Annotated in this window: 15 protein-coding genes and 1 pseudogene; 9 read left to right on the forward strand and 7 right to left on the reverse strand. The window is 60.3% G+C overall.

Annotated features, from left to right (window positions below):
- Positions 1–179: 179 nt before the first annotated feature.
- From OVY01_RS17840 to dnaA, 6 genes are all read right to left on the reverse strand, one after another.
- The gene (locus OVY01_RS17840; RefSeq protein WP_267848916.1) at positions 180–836 is read right to left on the reverse strand and encodes an ElyC/SanA/YdcF family protein; all 657 of its coding nucleotides are present in this window, start codon (positions 834–836) and stop codon (positions 180–182) included.
- Positions 833–1,642 carry a phytanoyl-CoA dioxygenase family protein gene (locus tag OVY01_RS17845; RefSeq protein WP_267848917.1) on the reverse strand — a complete coding sequence of 270 codons (810 nt, stop codon included), beginning with the start codon at positions 1,640–1,642 and terminating at the stop codon, positions 833–835. Before OVY01_RS17845 ends, OVY01_RS17840 begins: the two co-directional genes overlap by 4 nt.
- Entirely contained in the window at positions 1,635–2,654 is a 1,020-nt protein-coding gene (locus OVY01_RS17850; protein ID WP_267848918.1) for a glycosyltransferase, read from the reverse strand. Before OVY01_RS17850 ends, OVY01_RS17845 begins: the two co-directional genes overlap by 8 nt.
- 604 nt (positions 2,655–3,258) lie before the next feature.
- The gene (gene gyrB, locus OVY01_RS17855) at positions 3,259–5,730 is read right to left on the reverse strand and encodes a DNA topoisomerase (ATP-hydrolyzing) subunit B (protein ID WP_267848919.1); all 2,472 of its coding nucleotides are present in this window, start codon (positions 5,728–5,730) and stop codon (positions 3,259–3,261) included.
- Positions 5,731–6,035: 305 nt separating this feature from the next.
- Entirely contained in the window at positions 6,036–7,139 is a 1,104-nt protein-coding gene (gene dnaN, locus OVY01_RS17860) for a DNA polymerase III subunit beta (protein WP_267848920.1), read from the reverse strand.
- A 250-nt stretch (positions 7,140–7,389) separates the two neighbouring features.
- Positions 7,390–8,943 carry a chromosomal replication initiator protein DnaA gene (gene dnaA / locus OVY01_RS17865; protein ID WP_267848921.1) on the reverse strand — a complete coding sequence of 518 codons (1,554 nt, stop codon included), beginning with the start codon at positions 8,941–8,943 and terminating at the stop codon, positions 7,390–7,392.
- Positions 8,944–9,047: 104 nt separating this feature from the next.
- Between dnaA and OVY01_RS17870 the strand changes: the two genes are divergently transcribed.
- The 9 genes and pseudogenes from OVY01_RS17870 to OVY01_RS23350 all read left to right on the forward strand — a co-directional run bounded on the left by OVY01_RS17870 (position 9,048) and on the right by OVY01_RS23350 (position 17,720).
- Entirely contained in the window at positions 9,048–9,350 is a 303-nt protein-coding gene (locus OVY01_RS17870; RefSeq protein ID WP_267848922.1) for a hypothetical protein, read from the forward strand.
- Between the two features lie 195 nt (positions 9,351–9,545).
- Positions 9,546–9,680: a 50S ribosomal protein L34 gene (gene rpmH / locus OVY01_RS17875; protein WP_006998755.1), complete on the forward strand. Its 135-nt coding sequence runs from the start codon at positions 9,546–9,548 to the stop codon at positions 9,678–9,680.
- A 190-nt stretch (positions 9,681–9,870) separates the two neighbouring features.
- Positions 9,871–10,386 (forward strand): ribonuclease P protein component, encoded by a 516-nt coding sequence (locus OVY01_RS17880; RefSeq protein WP_432422285.1) that lies wholly within the window; start codon positions 9,871–9,873, stop codon positions 10,384–10,386.
- A 9-nt stretch (positions 10,387–10,395) separates the two neighbouring features.
- Positions 10,396–10,629 (forward strand): membrane protein insertion efficiency factor YidD, encoded by a 234-nt coding sequence (gene yidD, locus OVY01_RS17885; RefSeq protein ID WP_267848925.1) that lies wholly within the window; start codon positions 10,396–10,398, stop codon positions 10,627–10,629.
- A gap of 80 nt (positions 10,630–10,709) precedes the next feature.
- Positions 10,710–12,413, forward strand: a complete 1,704-nt coding sequence (gene yidC, locus OVY01_RS17890) for a membrane protein insertase YidC (protein WP_267848926.1) — start codon at positions 10,710–10,712, stop codon at positions 12,411–12,413.
- A 249-nt stretch (positions 12,414–12,662) separates the two neighbouring features.
- The gene (gene mnmE, locus OVY01_RS17895) at positions 12,663–14,141 is read left to right on the forward strand and encodes a tRNA uridine-5-carboxymethylaminomethyl(34) synthesis GTPase MnmE (protein WP_267848927.1); all 1,479 of its coding nucleotides are present in this window, start codon (positions 12,663–12,665) and stop codon (positions 14,139–14,141) included.
- Between the two features lie 157 nt (positions 14,142–14,298).
- Positions 14,299–15,402, forward strand: coding sequence for a D-alanine--D-alanine ligase (gene ddlA, locus OVY01_RS17900; protein ID WP_267848928.1), 1,104 nt, complete (start codon positions 14,299–14,301; stop codon positions 15,400–15,402).
- Positions 15,403–15,459: 57 nt separating this feature from the next.
- Positions 15,460–16,368, forward strand: a complete 909-nt coding sequence (gene lepB / locus OVY01_RS17905) for a signal peptidase I (RefSeq protein ID WP_267848929.1) — start codon at positions 15,460–15,462, stop codon at positions 16,366–16,368.
- 290 nt (positions 16,369–16,658) lie between these two features.
- Positions 16,659–17,720: pseudogene (locus OVY01_RS23350) on the forward strand (AAA family ATPase).
- On the opposite strand, the gene OVY01_RS17920 reads toward OVY01_RS23350, so the two are convergent.
- Complete coding sequence (locus OVY01_RS17920; RefSeq protein WP_267848932.1) at positions 17,717–17,866, reverse strand: hypothetical protein; 150 nt, start codon at positions 17,864–17,866, stop codon at positions 17,717–17,719. The pseudogene OVY01_RS23350 and the gene OVY01_RS17920 overlap by 4 nt on opposite strands.
- Positions 17,867–17,995: the final 129 nt, after the last annotated feature.

Here is a 17,995-nt window from a genome sequence, read left to right on the forward strand (position 1 = left end):
GATCGCACCAGGTGTACAACTTTTTAATTCTTTGGAATCGCACCATGCCGGAGTGAATTCGACGACCCAATGATGCTTTACCCAACCTGTATTGACTTTCAATCCCCTTCCAAGTAATTTTCACAATGGTGTCACGAAGACGTGAATTGGCTAGACATCGAAAATAGCCGTATTTCTTGTTACGATACGGCGCTTTGATGCCGTGTCCCATGCCAATCCACGATATACCCTAGACGCTTGTAAAGCGCCAACTTTTCCCATTCTGCACTGACACGAGCGCGTGTCAGTGGGTAACGATGCCAATCTGCATCCGGAATGTCGAAATGGTTCACCGCGAGCAGCATTTTTTCCACGCTGGGCCAGTGCTTCTCCAACGTCATTAAATAGCGTGCCGATGCGCAATGTTTTCCCATGGCAATAACAGATTGAATATTTTTTAAACCAATATTCTGGTCCAGAATTGGTAATGAAAACTCCACATTTTGTCCTGTGTGCAACGCCTTTTTTTCAAGAAAAACACATTCATGTGGAATCCCAATGGATTTTATTTTTTCAAAAATCAGCGTTGCCTCATCGACCTGTTCTTTTTTCCTACTACCGCCTGTGATTACAAGCCAGCGAAAAAATCCGCCATACCACAAAACGCAAATTGCCGATGCAAATTTTTCTATGGAGTGACGTGTGCCAAAAACAAAAAGCAAATCCGCTTTGTGGAGAGGCGTTGATATAAATAACTCCCTCGTTACTTTTTCGATGATCTCTTCGGAAAAAAATTTTTTTGTAGATACCATTTCAAATTTGCTCGATAATTTTAAAACGCCAATAGAATAATTCACTTAAAATCAGATCCGGTGAAAGATTTTACCGAATCTATGCAACGATGTACCAATAGATCATTATCTTCCTCGTCTAAAAAAACATCGTTCCAGTTCCCGTGCCGATCTTCTCCGCGAACTAACCATGCATAAGCGGGTTGAACTGGAGGGATAACCTCCGGAGCCAAGTATCGTACAACTAGGCCGACCCGGTCGTCCGCCGAAATGTTTGCATCAGAAGCATGACATATCAAAGGATGATGCAATGAAAATTCGCCTGGATTGAGCTGGGCATAGAAAGTTTTACTGTCTTCTAGCGCTTCCTTTATTGTCTGACCGCGAGTTAAAAGATTTTCTTTGCTTTTGGTCTCAATATGAGGAAGCATTTTTTTATGACTTCCTGGAATGAATTTTAAACACCCATTGGTTTTATTCGACGGCGTCAAAGCGATCCAGGCGGTAACGACGGGAATAAAATTTTCTTCATCCAGGTTTTTAAAATTCCAATAAAAAGCATCTTGATGCCAAGAAAAAAATTTCTCGGAATTGGAAGGTTTGGTGTTAAATTCGCTTATCCAAACAAAAATGTTTTCTCCAATTAATTTTTCAACTTTTTCAAGAATTTTATCATGGGTAACTACTTTTTGGACCCAGGCGTATTTCAGGTGGCCAAACAATCTTTTTTCACCTAATAGAATTTTTCCGCATCCTCCGCATAGATCTTGATAGTTTTTCAGAAGCTGTTCAACCTCTTGGCTATTTAGGGCCGGCAAAGAACTTAAAAATCCATTTTTTTTGAAAAAATTCAAATAACTATTTTTAGCCATTATTCTTCTCCGAAAGCTTTAATGCGAATTTGTCCATTTGCTCCGCTCGACGCTTGGTGGTATGGTTTTCCATAACCATAGTCAAAGCTCTGTTGCAAATTTCCTGGTATATGAAATTTTTTTCAAAAAAATTTCTTTTTATTTTTTCAACGTCATTTAAAACGGAGAAGTGGCTGGTTCCAATGTAGTGCTTTCCATCGATAAAGCCCAGTTTCGACAAGTCATCTTGCAAGGATGCCGACTCGCACACAACAAGGCAGCCAGATGCCATTCCTTCAAAAACTTTAGCTACAAGGTAGTGGAATATAGAGCCGCAAACGATCATTGAAGGATATTTTCTCAGGAGATCGCCATACGCTTTCCTACCTACTTCCTTCATCTTTTGTGAATTCGATTCAGACTTATTTGACATATCTCCAGGATATCCCGGGTAACCTGGATGGCTTATTTTATCGCATATGTCGGAAGGAATTCTTTCATGGCAGAATTGCCTGAATGGGTAAGGCCATGAACGTGATCCGGACAACAGTATCTTATCTAATCGATACACATTTCCAGGATAAAAAATCCCAGCCGCAGAATGTGGCATCCAAACGATTTTTTCAGTTGGAACCGAGGGGTACCAGTTTCTTATGCGATCCGGGTATGTCGCGAAGATAATATCAGCCCATAAAAATGCACGAGTTCTTTGTTTCTGCCGATGCGTCGTGAAATAGTGAACATCGTCGCAAAAAAATATTTTTTTGCAAGAATTTTTTGTTGATTTGTAATCTTCCAGTAGGTGTTTTTCATTTCTCTCGACGAACTCGTAAAGTTCCCAGAATATAACTACCTCCGCATGGGCAATTTTACCAAAAACCTCAAAATCGTTTTCCCCGGTTACAACGATTTTTTCCCAATTTAGTGATTCTAGTTTGACGTGTATTTCGTGAAATTCACAAGATATGTAGTTTTCCCATCCTTGTGGAACGCATAAAATTTTTCCAGAGTGAGTGCACGCGTTTTCAGACATTTTCGATTTTCCATTTGTTTTGCAGAATCGAGGTGCATCTATCTCCATAGTAAACTAATGGAAGGCAAGTTTTTATAGGAAAATTCCGAAATAATTCAAATATGATAATTCTATTAAATAAAATTAATTTTCCATTCTATTTTTTGTTGCGATGATTTGGATTAATTGCGATTCGTTACGTAATTTTGTATTATTTAAAATAAATCGGCTGGACCAGATTTTCTTTCCATGTTTGCGCTGCTTGTTTCCACAAGCGAGCGCTTTGCATCGTTATTGGCGGCGGGGTATAGATCTGAGCTCAGTAAGCTGTGGGCATTTCCTAGCAATACGTAGCTGGCCAAACTCGTTGACACGCATGGGAACTACTTCGAAGAAATCCGGTTACATAGCCTCAGGAGAAAAAAAGGGTTACAGGCAAATCGCCTGTAACCCTTTGATACTTCTAATTGGAGGAAGGGGATAGCTCCCTCGCCCGATTTTTGCATTGCGAATGCGATGACGGAAACCCACGCGCTTATCTTCATCCGCAGCAACTAAGTCGCGCTATTCGCACAACTTAGTCACTTTTCGCACTAACTAAGTCACCCTGCGTCCACGCTACGCCTCAAACATCAATATTCCCCGCCCTCAAAGCATTCGACTCGATAAACGCCCGCCGCGGCTCCACCTCATCGCCCATCAACGTCGTGAAGATCGCATCCGCCGCAATGGCATCCTCGATCTGCACCCGCAGCAAGCGTCGCACGGTCGGATCCATCGTCGTCTCCCACAGCTGACTCGGGTTCATCTCGCCCAAGCCCTTATACCGCTGCGTCGACACATTCCGGTCCGCATCCGCCAGCAGCCACTTCATCGCGCTCTTGAAGTTCCCCACCGCCTGACTGCGCTCGCCCCGATGAATCACCGCGCCTTCCCCGATCAACCCCCGGAAGGTCTCCGCCGTCGTCCGCAACTGCCGATAATCCGCCGTCGCCAGAAAATCTCCGTCGATCGTACTGACCTTGATGTTCCCGTGATGCCGCCGTGCGATCCGCAGCACCCACGACTCGCGCACTTCGTCATGCACCGCGTGCACGGTGATTTCCGGCTTCAACGGCCCGGCGGTCAGCGTTTCCTGCAACGTACGCGCGCTCGCCTCGGCGCTCGCCTTGTCGTGCAGTTGGATCTCGACGCCATCCATGATCGCTTCCAGCGCCGTCGAATCCACCTGACGCCGCACGCGATCGACCACCGCCTCGGACAGCAGGTAACTCCGCGCCAGCTCGCCCAGCGCATCGCCGGCGATCGGTTCCTGACCTTCCGCCGTCACCAGCCCCGCGCCGTTCAGCGCAAGCTTCAGCTTGTACTGCCGCAGTTCGAATTCGTCCTTCAGGTAGCGCTCTTCCTTGCCGTGCTTGATCTTCAGCAGCGGCGGCTGGGCGATGTAGATGTAACCCTTTTCGACCAGATCCGGCAGTTGCCGATAGAACAGCGTCAGCAACAGCGTGCGGATGTGCGCGCCGTCGACGTCGGCATCGGTCATGATGATGATGCGGTGATACCGCAGCTTCTCGACGTTGTAGTCGTCCTTGCCGATGCCGCAGCCCAGCGCGGTGATCAGCGTGACGATCTGCTCGGAGGCGAGCAGTTTGTCGTAGCGGGCCTTCTCGACGTTCAGCACCTTGCCGCGCAACGGCAGGATGGCCTGGAATTTCCGGTCGCGGCCCTGCTTGGCGGAGCCGCCGGCGGAGTCGCCCTCGACGATATAGATCTCGGATTTCGCGGGGTCCTTCTCCTGGCAGTCGGCGAGCTTGCCGGGCAGGCCGACGCCGTCGAGCACGCCCTTGCGGCGGGTCATTTCCCGCGCGCGTCGTGCGGCGTCGCGGGCACGCGCGGCGTCGATGATCTTGCCGACGATGATCTTGGCGTCGAGCGGGGTTTCCTGCAGATATTCTTCGAGTGCCTTGGCGACGACGTCCTCGACGGGCGCGCGCACTTCGGAGGAGACGAGCTTGTCCTTGGTCTGCGAGCTGAATTTCGGCTCGGGGACCTTGACCGACAGCACGCAGGACAGGCCTTCGCGCATGTCGTCGCCGGAGGTTTCGATCTTGGCCTTCTTCGCCGCGTCGCTCTCGACGATGTACTTGTTCATCACCCGCGTCATCGCGGCGCGCAGGCCGGTGAGGTGGGCGCCGCCGTCGCGTTGCGGGATGTTGTTGGTGAAGCAGAGGACGCTTTCGTTGAAGCTGTCGTTCCATTGCATGGCGACTTCGACGACGATGCCGTCCTTCTCGCCGGTGGCATGGAAGATGGTGGGGTGCAGGACCTGCTTGGCCTTGTTGATGTAGTCGACGAAGCCCTTCACGCCGCCGGCGAACGCGAAGTTTTCTTCCTTGCCGGAGCGCTGGTCGACCAGGCGGATACGCACGCCGTTGTTCAGGAAGGACAGTTCGCGGATGCGCTTGGCGAGAATGTCGTAGTGAAAGTCGACCGTGCCGAAGATCTCGGTGTCGGCGAGGAAGTGGACTTCGGTGCCGTTGTGCTCGGCGGTGCCGATGACGGGGATCGGGGAGACGTCGACGCCATTGTGGTTTTCGAGCGTGCGGTTGATGACCGCGCCGCGGTTGAATTCCAGGAAATGCTTCTTGCCGTCGCGGCGCACGGTGAGGCGCAGCCATTGCGAGAGGGCGTTGACGCAGGAGACGCCGACGCCGTGCAGGCCACCGGAGACCTTGTAGCTGTTCTGGTCGAACTTGCCGCCGGCATGCAGCTCGGTCATGACGATCTCGGCGGCGCTGCGCTTCGGTTCGTGCTTGTCGTCGAGCTTGATGCCGGTGGGGATGCCGCGGCCGTTGTCGATGACGGAGATCGAGTTGTCGGCGTGGATGGTGACGAGGATGTCGTCGCAGTGGCCCGCCAGCGCTTCGTCGATCGAGTTGTCGAGGACTTCGAAGACGAGGTGGTGCAGACCGGTGCCGTCCGACGTGTCGCCGATGTACATGCCGGGGCGCTTGCGGACCGCCTCCAGTCCTTCGAGGATCTGGATCGAGGACGCGCCATAGGCGTTTTCGGCTTGCGGTTTCTGCTGTTCAGTCATGGTCTGTTCCGGTTCTGCGTGGCTGCCATCATGTCGAGGACCGGGCCGGCAAGGGCGCGGTCAGCCACTCCTCTATATAGGGGCGGGATGACGAATTTCGAGACGGGAAAGGGCGCGCTCCAGGCACTTTCAGGCATTCTGGAGGCGCGACGGGCCGGGGGCGGAGAAGGGCCGCCGGGGGCGGAATCCGGCGCCGGGCAGGCCCGGCCGATTCGACCGGAGATGCGCCGGTGAAGGCGCGCTGCCGTTTCCCGCACCGCCGTCCCACGCCATGTCCCGCGCTCGAACGTCGGGTGAGCGGAGGCTCAGATGCGCATCGGCATCACCACGTATTTGAAATGGTCGTTGTCGGGGATGGTCACGAGCGCGCTGCTCTGCGCGTCGCCGAGGCTGATCGTGAGCATGTCGGCCTTGGTGTTCGCGAGCACGTCGAGCAGGTAGGTGACGTTGAAGCCGATGTCGATCTTGTCGCCGTCGTAGGCGATCTCGAGTTCTTCGCTTGCGTCTTCCTGGTCGGCGTTGCTGGCGTTGATGCGCAGCACGCCAGGCTCGATCTGCCAGCGCACGCCCTTGAACTTGTCCGAGGTCATGATGGCGGCGCGTTGCAGCGCGCGCTGCAGTTCGTCGCGGCCGATCACGAAATGGTTCTTGTATCCCTTCGGGATCACGCGCTGGAAGTCCGGGAACTTGCCCTCCACCAGCTTCGAGATGAGTTCGACCGGGCCGAACGCGAAACGGATCTGCGCGCCGCCGATCTGGATGCGCAACGGGTCGTCGATGTCCTCGAGCAGGCGCTGCAACTCCAGCACGGTCTTGCGCGGCACGATCACTTCCTGCTTCGGGAAGTCGCCCTCGATCGTCGTCGACGAATACGCGAGACGGTGGCCGTCGGTGGCGACCGCGATCAGCTTGTCGCCCTCGACGATGAACAGCATGCCGTTCAGGTAGTAGCGGATGTCCTGCTGCGCCATCGCGAAATGCGCGCCGGCCAGCAGTTGCCGGAACGCGCGCTGCGGCACCGCGATCTCGGCACCGAAGTCCTGCGCGGCGGCGAGCGTCGGGAACTCCTCGGCGGCCAGCGTCTGCAGGCCGAAACGGCTCTTGCCGGACTGGATCGTGAGGCGCTTGTCGTTCAGCGACAGGCTGACGTCGCCGCCGGGCAGCGCGCGCAGGATGTCGAGCAGCTTGCGCGCGGCGACGGTCGTGGCGGCCTGCTCCGCGCCCGATGCGCATTCGGTGGAGGTCGTGACCTGCAGTTCGAGATCGGTCGACAGGAAGGAGAGCGAGGGGCCGTTCTTCGTGATGACCAGATTGGCGAGAATCGGCAGGGTGTGACGACGCTCGACGATCCCGCAGACCGTCTGCAGAGGACGCAGCAGCGTGTCCCGTTCTGTCTTGACCAGTTGCATTCGAAATCCTTCTTTCATTGAGACGGACGCCCCGGCGACACTCCCGGCACGATGGCTCTTGGCCCCGCTTGTCCCGCAGGGCCTCTGGCGGGCCTGGAGAAGGCCGCCAGAAGCCTGGAAAGAGGCTGGCAAGGGCCGGGGTCGGGTGTCGGCGCGGCAACCCTTGTATTGTGCCTCAAAACGGGGCAAAAATCCTTATAAATCAGCGCCCGGGCAGGGGCGGCGGAAGGGGCGCGAACGGGGGCGGACGTCAGCCCTTCAGCGTTTGCTCCAGCACATGCAGCTCATGGTTGAGCTGGGGGTCCTTGCCGCGCTCGTCGGCGATCTTGCGCACGGCGTGCAGCACGGTGGTGTGGTCGCGTCCGCCAAACAGTTCGCCGATCTCGGGCAGGCTCTTCTGCGTGAGTTCCTTGGCGAGATACATCGCGATCTGACGCGGCCGCGCGATGTTCGCCGGACGCTTCTTCGAGTACATGTCGGCCACCTTGATGCTGTAGAAATCGGCGGCGGTCTTCTGGATGTTCTCGACGGAGATCTGCCGGTTCTGCACGGTGAGCAGATCCTTCAGCGCTTCCTTCGTCAGCTCGATGGTGATGTCGCGTCCATGGAACTTGGAATACGCGAGGATCTTGCGCAGCGCGCCCTCGAGTTCGCGCACGTTCGAGCGCAGGTGCTTGGCGACGAAGAAGGCGACGTCCTCGGAGACGTCGGCGCCCTCGGTCTGCGCCTTGCGCATCAGGATCGCCACGCGCATCTCGAGTTCGGGCGGCTCGATGGCGACGGTCAGCCCGGAATCGAAGCGCGAGATCAGGCGGTCGTCGATGCCGGAGATTTCCTTCGGATAGGTGTCGCTGGTGATGATCACCTGCGCCTTGTTCGCGACCAGCGCCTCGAACGCGTAGAAGAATTCCTCCTGCGTGCGCGATTTGCCGGAGAAGAACTGGATATCGTCGATCAGCAGCAGGTCGAGCGAGTGGTAATAGCGCTTGAACTCGTCGAACGCCTTGCGCTGGTAGGCCTTGACGACGTCGGAGACGTACTGCTCGGCATGGATGTAGCGGATCCGCGCGCCGGGGTTGTCGACCAGCATCTGATTGCCGATCGCGTGGATCAGATGGGTCTTGCCCAGGCCGACGCCGCCGTACAGGAACAGCGGGTTGTACGAGATGCCGGGATTGTCTGCGACCTGGATCGCGGCGGCGCGCGCCAGCTGGTTGGCCTTGCCGGTGACGAAGGTCTCGAAGGTCAGCACCGGGTTCAGCTTCGAGCGGTCCACCGGTGCGGACGTTTCCCCGGGCGGGCCGCTGCGCCAGTTGCGGCGTCCGGCGGCGGCTTCGGTCGCGTCGATGCTCGGCGCGTCGGGATCGATCGATTCGGGCGGCGGCTCGTTGCCGGCGCGCGGCGCGGCTGCCGGGTGGGCGGCGCTGTTCGCGTAGGGCGCGGCGGCGGGCGGGCGGGAGAGGCCCTGGCCCGCGCCGGGAGCGGGCGCCGCCGCGGACGGGGCGGGGCGCGCGGCGCCGGCGCCACCGGTCACCGCGCCGCCTGCACCCGCGCCGCCGCGGGTGTCGAGCACGAACTGCACGTCGACCGATGTCTGCCAGAAGTCGCGCGCCATGTCCGAGATCCGCCCGGAGAACTGGCTTTTCACCCAGTCGAGCTTGAAGCGGTTCGGCGCGGCGATGCGCAGGACGTGCGCGGACGCATCGAAGTCGACCGGCGCGAGCGGCTTGATCCAGGTCTGGTACTGCTGGGGTGTCAGCTCGCGCTCCAGGAGCGCGGCGCATTGTTGCCAAAATTCGTTCATCGGTCGCTTCGGTCGACGTCCGTCATGCCCCCATCGCTGCGGATCAACGGTGGGTGACGCGGGAACGCCCAGCGGCGACGCCGGTTCGGGACCGGCGCGCCGCGATGTTAAAAAAGGGAGCCGCGGGAACGGCAGCAAGGCCCGCGGGAAACAGCAAAAAGCAGCAAAAAGCAGCAAAAAGCAGCAAAAAGCAGCAAAAAGCAGCAAAAAGCAGCAGCCATCGAGCAACGTCGGAAACGACGAGGAAAGGCGAGGAACGGCCGCTCGACGATGAGCGGCGCGCGGTCGCGAACCTTCCTGGGATGCTGGATTTTACGCCAATTGCCAAACGGCGTAGAGGGGAAAACACCTTAAACGGTCAACTTATCCACAGGCTATCCACTGCCTGGCACCGGATAAGCCATTGACAGTCTTGCTTAAACCCGATTTAATAGCTGGTTCCGCAAAACCGATTCCCAGGTGCTGTCGCTTCGGCTGAAGGTTCTTGCTTTCCGTGGGCCGTGGCCGACGGGGGCTGAGCTGACACTTGGCAGACAAACGCCGATGGTGCTGCCTGCGTCCGTCAACGGGCGGGGCGCGGCAAAAATCCGACTGAGATCAACATGAAACGTACATACCAACCTTCCGTGACGCGCCGCAAGCGCACCCATGGCTTCCGCGTGCGCATGAAGACCGCCGGCGGCCGCAAGGTCATCAACGCTCGTCGTGCGAAGGGCCGCAAGCGCCTCGCCGTATAAGCACGCGGCGGGTGCGGGTAGCCGGGTACGGGGCATGACCTCGACGCCGGATGGAGAAGGGGACGGCGGTACCGGCGTCCCCTTCGACGCAATTGGCCGGCACGATGCCGACGCGTCGCCCGGCCCGTCAGGGCGGGCGGTGCGGCCGCGTGCGGGCGATGCGCCCGGCGTGCGCACGGATGGCGGAGCGGTGCGGGGTTCTCCCGAGGGATTTCCCCGAACCGCCCGGCTGTTGAGCGCCGCGGAGTTTTCGACAATGTTTCGGATGCGCCCGTTGAAGCGTTCCGAACATTTCGTCGTTTACGCGCGCCCGCGCGAAAAGGAAGGCATGCATCGGGAGCATGGCGTCGAGCCGGTAGCGCCAGCGTCACCGCCGTCTTCATCGTCGACGGAAGGAACGGTGGCGGCGGTGCTTGCTCCGGCGGCCCTGCCCGGGCGCATGGGCCTCGTGCTGGGCAAGAAAGCCGCGCCCCGCGCGGCGACGCGCAACATGGTGCGCCGCGCGCTGCGCGAGACATTTCGGCAGCGCAAGGCGGATTACGACGGCTGGGACCTGCTGATCAGGCTGCACCTGCGTTTCGACAGGCAGCGGTTCCCGGGCGCGGCATCGCCGGCCCTGAAACGCGCCTGCCGCGCCGAAGTCGTCGCCCTGCTCGACGAGGCGCGCCGGCACGTGGCGCGGCGTCGGACGGCGGGCGCGTCCTGACGCGGCGCGATGCGGTCCCTTCTATTCGGTCTGCTGCGGTTCTATAAGCTCGCGATCAGCCCTCTTCTGGGGCCCCGTTGCCGATATTTCCCCACCTGCTCGGATTACGCGCGCGACGCAATCCAGTATCATGGCGCCGCGCGGGGCACTTATCTTGCCGCCAAGCGCATTTGTCGCTGTCATCCCTTTTCGGCGGGCGGTTTCGATCCCGTGCCGCCAGCCGACGACCCCACCCGGTCATGACATACCCGGGCCGGTGACGCGGCGCTGAGGGCAAGCGCTCACGCGCAAGCCGATCGAGTTCGAGATTTCGAGACAAGGGCATGGATATCAAACGTACCGTTCTGTGGGTCATCTTCTGCGTATCGCTGGTGCTGCTTTTCGATAACTGGCAGCGTTCGACCGGCCATCCGTCGATGTTCCTGCCGGGCGCGCCGACCGCCGCGAGCGCACCGGCCGTCGCTGCCGGCACGGCCACGCCGGGCACGCGTCCGAGCGATCTGCCGAACGGTACCGCGGGTACCGCGGGCGCCCCCGGCACCGACACGGGCGTTCCCGGCGCGGCCGGTGCCGCGCCCGCGACGCAGGTCGCCACGCAGGGCCAGAAGGTGCCTTTCTCGACGGACGTCTACGACGGCGACATCGATACGCTCGGCGGCACGCTCACGCGCCTGTCGCTGGTCAAGGAAGGCGACGGCAAGCAGCCGAACCTGTACATCACCCTGTTCGACCAGACGAAAGACCATACCTATCTGGCGCGCACCGGGCTGATCGGCGGCGACTTCCCGAACCACAACACGATCTTCACCGTCGCGCCGGGCGCACACACGATGGGCGCCGACGGCAAGCTTCAGGTGCGCCTCGAATCGCCGGCGGTGGGCGGCGTGAAGCTGGTCAAGACCTACACCTTCACGCGCGGCAGCTATGTGATCGGCGTCGACCAGACGGTCGAGAACGTCGGCGCGAAGCCGGTGGACCCGACGCTGTACATGGAACTGGTGCGCGACGATTCGCCGGTCGAGACGCCGCGTTTCTCGCACACCTTCATCGGGCCGGCGGTGTACTCGTCCGAGCATCACTTCCAGAAGATCAGCTTCAGCGACATCGACAAGAACAAGGCGGACTTCACGCCGAACGCGAACAACGGCTGGATCGCGATGGTCCAGCACTACTTCGCGTCGGCCTGGATCCCGCCCGCGACCGCGCAGCGCGACGTCTACGTCAACAAGATCAACTCCCTGTATCGCGTGGGCGTGAAGCTGCCGGTGGGCAACATCGCGCCGGGCGCGTCGAAGTCGGTCGAGTCGCGTCTGTTCGCCGGCCCCGAGGAAGAGCGCCTGCTGGAAAGCATCGCGCCGGGCCTGGAGCTGGTGAAGGACTACGGTTGGGTGACGATCATCGCCAAGCCGCTGTTCTGGCTGCTCGACAGGATTCACTCGTTCCTGGGCAACTGGGGCTGGTCGATCATCGTCCTGACGCTGCTGATCAAGGCCGTGTTCTTCCCGCTGTCGGCGGCGAGCTACAAGTCGATGGCGCGCATGAAGGAAATGTCGCCGCGGATGACGGCCCTGCGCGAGCGCTTCAAGTCCGACCCGCAGAAGATGAACGCGGCGCTGATGGAGCTGTACAAGACCGAGAAGATCAACCCGGTGGGCGGCTGTCTGCCGGTGGTCGTGCAGATTCCGGTCTTCATCTCGCTGTACTGGGTGCTGCTCTCGTCGGTGGAAATGCGCGGCGCGCCGTGGATCCTGTGGATCAAGGACCTGTCGCAGCCCGATCCGTTCTACATCCTGCCGGTGCTGATGGCCGTCTCGATGTTCCTGCAGACGAAGCTCAACCCCACGCCCCCGGACCCGGTCCAGGCGAAGATGATGATGTTCATGCCGCTGGCGTTCTCGGTCATGTTCTTCTTCTTCCCGTCCGGCCTGGTGCTGTACTACGTGGTCAACAATCTGTTGTCGATCGCCCAGCAGTACTACATCACCCGCGTGATCGGCGGCAAGGCGGCGGCGAAGCGGATCGGTTGACGGGATTCGTTTGACGGCGGACTCCCCTGGGCGACGACGCCCGGTGCGACCGTAAAAAAAGAACGGCACGACGATCGACGATCGGACGTGCCGTTCCGTTTTCTGGTGGGTGGCGTCGCTTCGTATTCGCGCCGGACGAACCGGTGCGGGTCCCGTGCCGGAAGCATGCGCCGCCCGTTATCTGCCTTTATCCTGTCATCGGGCGGGAAACCCCCATTCCCCCAACGCCACGCCCCTATCGAGTTGCCCATGCTGCCCAACGACCAGGATCCCATCGTCGCCATCGCCACCGCCGCCGGACAGGGCGGGATCGGCGTCGTGCGCGCCTCGCTCGGCGCCGCCGGGCCGGGCGCGGCCGAAGCGCTGCTGCGCGCGGTGTGCGGCAGCGTGCCGGCGCCGCGCCATGCCGCCTACGTGCCGTTTCTCGACGCGGCCGGCGCGGCGATCGACCGCGGCATCGCGCTGTATTTTCCGGCGCCGCATTCGTACACGGGGGAGCAGGTCGTCGAATGGCAGGGGCATGGCGGACCGATCGTCATGCAGTTGCTGCTGCAACGCTGCCTGGAGGCGGGGCGGGACATCGGCCTGCGGCTGGCGGAGCCGGGCGAGTTCACGCGCCGCGCCTTTTTGAACGACAAGCTCGACCTCGCGCAGGCCGAGGCCGTGGCCGACCTGATCGAGGCCAGCACCGAGGCCGCGGCCCGCTCGGCGGGGCGCTCGCTCGAAGGCGCGTTCTCGGCGGCGATCCATGCGCTGGTCGAGGACGTCGTCACGCTGCGCATGCTGGTGGAGGCGACGCTGGATTTTCCGGAAGAGGAAATCGATTTTCTGGAGGCGGCCGATGCCCGGGGCAAGCTCGCGCGGATTCGCGCGGCGCTGACGGGGATTCAGGGCGAGGCGCGGCAGGGGGCATTGCTGCGCGACGGGCTGTCGGTGGTGCTGGCCGGGCTGCCGAATGTCGGCAAGTCGTCGCTGCTCAATGCGCTGGCCGGGGCGGAACTGGCGATCGTCACGCCGATCGCCGGCACCACGCGCGACAAGGTGCAGCAGACGATCCAGATCGAGGGCATTCCGCTGAATATCGTCGACACGGCGGGATTGCGGGAGACGGAGGACGAAGTCGAGCGGATCGGCATCGCGCGGTCGTGGGACGAGATCGGACGGGCGGACGTGGTGCTGCACCTGCTGGATGCGCGGGTGGGGATGACGGCGGAGGATGAGCTGATCGCGGGGCGGTTTCCGGGAAGGGTACCGGTGGTGCGGGTGTTGAACAAGGTGGATCTGGTGGTGTCCGATGCACCGGACGATGCAGGCGCGGTGACGACGCCCGCCGCGAGCGGGAGTGGGGGCGAGGAGGGCAGCCCGGCGATGCCGAGTCGCAACGGGGAGAATGCTCGCGCCGATGCACCCGTCGTTCGCGAGGTGCGCCTCTCCGCCAAGCGCGGCGACGGCATCGCCACGCTGCGCACCGCACTGCTGGCGGTCACCGGCGCGCGGGCGGGCGGGCAGAGCGTCTACCTTGCGCGCGAACGCCACCTGATCGCGTTGCGGGCGGCGGCCGAGCATCTGGAGATCGCGGCGGCGCACGCGGACAGCCGGGCGCAGTCGCTCGATCTGTTCGCCGAAGAGCTGAGGCTGGCGCAGGAAAGGCTGAATTCGATTACCGGGGAGTTCACCAGCGACGATCTGCTGGGGGTGATCTTCAGTCGGTTTTGTATCGGGAAGTGAACTGTTTCCGGGAGACGGCATGCCAGTCGACCGCCATGGCGACATCCATTGAAGCCGATTGCCTCGGGATTCGTGGCGAAGCGCTGCTCCCCACCTTGCGCGCCCGCCGTCCCCCGTGGTTACATAGACCTCTCACCCCTTCCCAAGCAAACGAGTCATGCCCCCCGCCAAAAAACTGCGCCTCGCCGTCATCTTCGGCGGCCGTTCCACCGAGCATGAAGTGTCGCTCCAGTCGGCGCGCAATATCGTCGCCGCCCTCGACACGGACCGCTTCGACCCGGTACTGATCGGCATCGACAAAACCGGCGTCTGGCACCTGTCCGACGCCTCCAACTACCTGCTGCACGGCGCGGATCCCGCGCTGATCGCCCTGAACCGTTCGAATCGCGAGATCGCGGTCACGCCGGGGAAGGCGCAGGAACAATGGCTGGAACGGCGCACCGGCGAGATCCTGCAGCAGATCGACGTCGTGTTTCCGATCGTGCATGGTCCGCTGGGCGAGGATGGCTCGCTGCAGGGTCTGCTGAAGATGGCGGGCGTGCCCTTCGTCGGCTCGGACGTTCTCGGCTCGGCGGTGTGCATGGACAAGGATGTGACCAAGCGCCTGCTGCGCGATGCCGGTCTGCCGGTGACACCCTATGTGACTCTGACCCGGCGTACCGCTGCCGGGCTGTCCTTCGACGACATCGTCGCGAAGCTGGGGTCGCCGTTGTTCGTGAAGCCGGCGAATCTGGGGTCGTCGGTGGGCGTGAGCAAGGTCGGCACCGCGAACGAATACGCGCAGGCGCTGGAAACCGGTTTCGCGTTCGACCACAAGATCCTGGTTGAATCGGCGGTGGTCGGTCGCGAGATCGAATGCGCGGTGATGGGCAACGAGGCGCCGGTCGCCAGCGCCTGCGGCGAGATCGTGCTGGGCAGCGATTTCTACTCCTACGACAGCAAGTACATCGATGCCGAAGCGGCGCAGGTCGTCGCGCCGGCGGTGATCGATGCGCCCACGAGCGAGCGCATTCGGGCCGCGGCCGTCGCCGCGTTCCAGGTGCTGGAGTGCCGCGGTCTCGCGCGCGTCGATTTTTTCCTGCGCCCGGACGGTGCGATCCTGATCAACGAAGTGAACACCTTGCCCGGCTTCACGCAGATCAGCATGTTCCCGAAACTGTGGCAGGCGGCGGGCATGACTTATCCGGAACTGGTGACGCGCCTGATCGATCTGGCGATCGAGCGTCACCGTGAAGATGCGGCGCTGAAGCGGTCGCGGTGACGGTCCGCGAGCTTGCGCTGCTTGCTCCCATGGTTTCGCTCCGGCACTGGATGAAAAATGAATTTTGGATGGATTCTTTTTGTTTTGACGCTCGTGACGGGTCTTTTCTGGATCGTCGACAGAGGCGTTTTTCTTCCAAGACGCCGTTATGCCGCTAACGCCGCGCTGGCAGAGATCGCGCAAGCACCGGATCGAACGGGACGGCCTGTCGTCGATCCGGACGTGCTGCGCGCCAAAGCGGAAGCGAAGCGCAGAGCGCTGCGGCGGCCGTTCTGGCTGGAATACTCTGCGGGTTTCTTTCCGGTTATTTTGGTGGTGTTTTTGATTCGTTCTTTTCTGGCGGAGCCTTTCCGGATTCCGTCCGGATCGATGATTCCGACGCTGCGGGTGGGCGATTTCATCCTGGTCAACAAATTCGACTATGGCGTGCGCTCGCCGATCGGCGAGCGAAAACTGCTCGCGAACCACGATCCGCGACGCGGGGATGTCGTCGTGTTTCGTTCGCCGGAGGCGCCGTCGATCGATCTCATCAAGCGTGTCGTCGGCGTGCCCGGGGACGTGGTGCAATATCGCGACAAGCACCTGACGATCAATGGCAGCGCCGTGCCGGAGCATGAGATAGCCGATTTCAAAGGCGAGGCGGTCGAGGGGCGCGTCGGTGATTGGAAGCAATATGAGGAAAGCTTCGATGGCCGCACGCATGCGATCTTGCGGATGCCTGCGCAGCCGACCTATACCGCCAGCGGTGTGCGCGATTTTCCGAACAAGGGAAACTGCCGGTACGATGCCGACGGTTTCGTCTGCAAGGTCCCGCCGGGAAACTATTTCATGATGGGAGACAACCGCGACAACAGTGACGACAGCCGGTATTGGGGATTTGCGCCCGATGCGAATATCGTCGGACGCGCGATGGTCGTGTGGATGAACCTCGGCGATCTTGGACGTGTCGGACATCGCGCATATTAGGGGCGCATCAGAAGCGCCGACTTGGTCGGAAAGGCGCTGTATCGAACCGCCGTTGCGCGGACGCGATGCGCCTGCCGTGTGATCGTTCCGCAAGCGTGCCGGCGAGCATCCGATGCGTACCGATCGGCCCTTTGTCCAATTCGAAGTGCTTGCAGATGCAAGGATTTTGTCCTGGACGGACCGCGATGATACAGTTGTCGATCCGGTTTTCGCGCGCTGCACGGTTCCGGAGATCCTGACTCAGTGAATACGGCCACACGGTGGCGTCCCAAGGACAACAAGGCGGCGACATGATCAAACGCGTCAACGATTCGGACCAGATTTCCCGCCTCGTGCTGCGTGGTTACAAATCCATTGCCGAGTGCGACCTGGAACTTGGGCGGCTCAATGTGCTGATTGGCGCCAACGGCGCGGGTAAATCCAACTTCATCGGATTTTTCCGATTGATCAATCGCATTCTGGACGAACATCTACAGACGGCGGTCGGTTTGGCCGGTGGCCCGGACGCGCTGCTGTACTTCGGTCGAAAGAAAACGGAAGCGCTGCATGCCGAGCTGTACTTCGGCAACAATGGCTATCGTTTCACGCTCCGGCCGACCGAGGACAACCGGATGATGTTCTTCCATGAAGCATTGTGGTGGAATATGCATGGGGACTGACGCCCGGCCTCGGGGCACTTCGAGTCGTATGCCAAAGAGCAGAAAAGCAGAACGCAAATCTACCAGCATGTCGTTCCCGCGATGCAGAGTTGGCGTCTGTACCACTTTCACGACACCAGCGGCAGCGCGCTGGTCAAGCAGGTGCATAACCTCAACGACAACGAATACCTGCGAGACGATGCCCGTAACCTGGGGGCCTTCCTGCTCCGGCTGAAGCACCACCACGGCGAGCACTACGACCGCATCGTCAAGGTCATCCGCCTGGTGGCGCCCTTTTTCGGTGACTTTCACCTGCGACCCACCGTTGGCAACGGGGAAAAGATTCAGGTCGAATGGACGGAGCAGGGGCAGGACGAGCCTTTCCCCGCCAGTTCCCTGTCGGATGGCACCCTGCGCTTCATCTGCCTCGCTACCGTATTGCTGCAACCGGAAGCATTCATGCCCGCGGCAATCCTGGTCGACGAACCCGAGCTGGGCCTGCATCCATTCGCCATCAATGTCCTGGCGGGGTTGATGAGGTCGGCCTCGCAGGAGCATCAATTGATCGTCTCCACCCAGTCGGTGGAGCTGGTCAACGAATTCGATGCGGACGATCTGATCGTGGTCGACAAACGGGATGGGTCGTCCACGTTCAAGCGTCCGGATACCCAGGCGCTATCCGAGTGGCTGCTAAAAACTGAAGCGCTGTCCTAGCGCCCCGCCCATCCCGCCGGCATGGACCCGGCCTGATACCCCATCTGCAAAACCGGCGCCTCCCGTTTCGACGCCTCGGCATACCCTTGCTGAAACGCCGAACTCACGATCAGGCCGCCGATGAAAAGCAGGGCGATCTTCTTCATATTGTCTCTCCCGGTTTTATTATCCGATTGCCGCGACGGGCCGACCCGCATGGCCGGCGGGGCAGACGTCCAGGCCCGGTTCCGAACCAAACCGGATTCCCCGCCAAACCGCGCCACCCGATGCCTGTC

This window comes from Robbsia betulipollinis, from assembly GCF_026624755.1.
In the GTDB taxonomy this organism is placed as follows: Bacteria; Pseudomonadota; Gammaproteobacteria; order Burkholderiales; family Burkholderiaceae; genus Robbsia; species Robbsia betulipollinis.

Coding starts and splice junctions, on each gene's coding strand:
- OVY01_RS17845 (WP_267848917.1), bottom strand. CDS start 1,642: ATGGCTAAAAATAGTTATTTGAATTTTTTCAAAAAAAATGGATTTTTA.
- OVY01_RS17850 (WP_267848918.1), bottom strand. CDS start 2,654: ATGTCTGAAAACGCGTGCACTCACTCTGGAAAAATTTTATGCGTTCCA.
- gyrB (WP_267848919.1), bottom strand. CDS start 5,730: ATGACTGAACAGCAGAAACCGCAAGCCGAAAACGCCTATGGCGCGTCC.
- dnaN (WP_267848920.1), bottom strand. CDS start 7,139: ATGCAACTGGTCAAGACAGAACGGGACACGCTGCTGCGTCCTCTGCAG.
- dnaA (WP_267848921.1), bottom strand. CDS start 8,943: ATGAACGAATTTTGGCAACAATGCGCCGCGCTCCTGGAGCGCGAGCTG.
- OVY01_RS17870 (WP_267848922.1), top strand. CDS start 9,048: ATGTTAAAAAAGGGAGCCGCGGGAACGGCAGCAAGGCCCGCGGGAAAC.
- rpmH (WP_006998755.1), top strand. CDS start 9,546: ATGAAACGTACATACCAACCTTCCGTGACGCGCCGCAAGCGCACCCAT.
- yidD (WP_267848925.1), top strand. CDS start 10,396: ATGCGGTCCCTTCTATTCGGTCTGCTGCGGTTCTATAAGCTCGCGATC.
- yidC (WP_267848926.1), top strand. CDS start 10,710: ATGGATATCAAACGTACCGTTCTGTGGGTCATCTTCTGCGTATCGCTG.
- mnmE (WP_267848927.1), top strand. CDS start 12,663: ATGCTGCCCAACGACCAGGATCCCATCGTCGCCATCGCCACCGCCGCC.
- ddlA (WP_267848928.1), top strand. CDS start 14,299: ATGCCCCCCGCCAAAAAACTGCGCCTCGCCGTCATCTTCGGCGGCCGT.
- lepB (WP_267848929.1), top strand. CDS start 15,460: ATGAATTTTGGATGGATTCTTTTTGTTTTGACGCTCGTGACGGGTCTT.
- OVY01_RS17920 (WP_267848932.1), bottom strand. CDS start 17,866: ATGAAGAAGATCGCCCTGCTTTTCATCGGCGGCCTGATCGTGAGTTCG.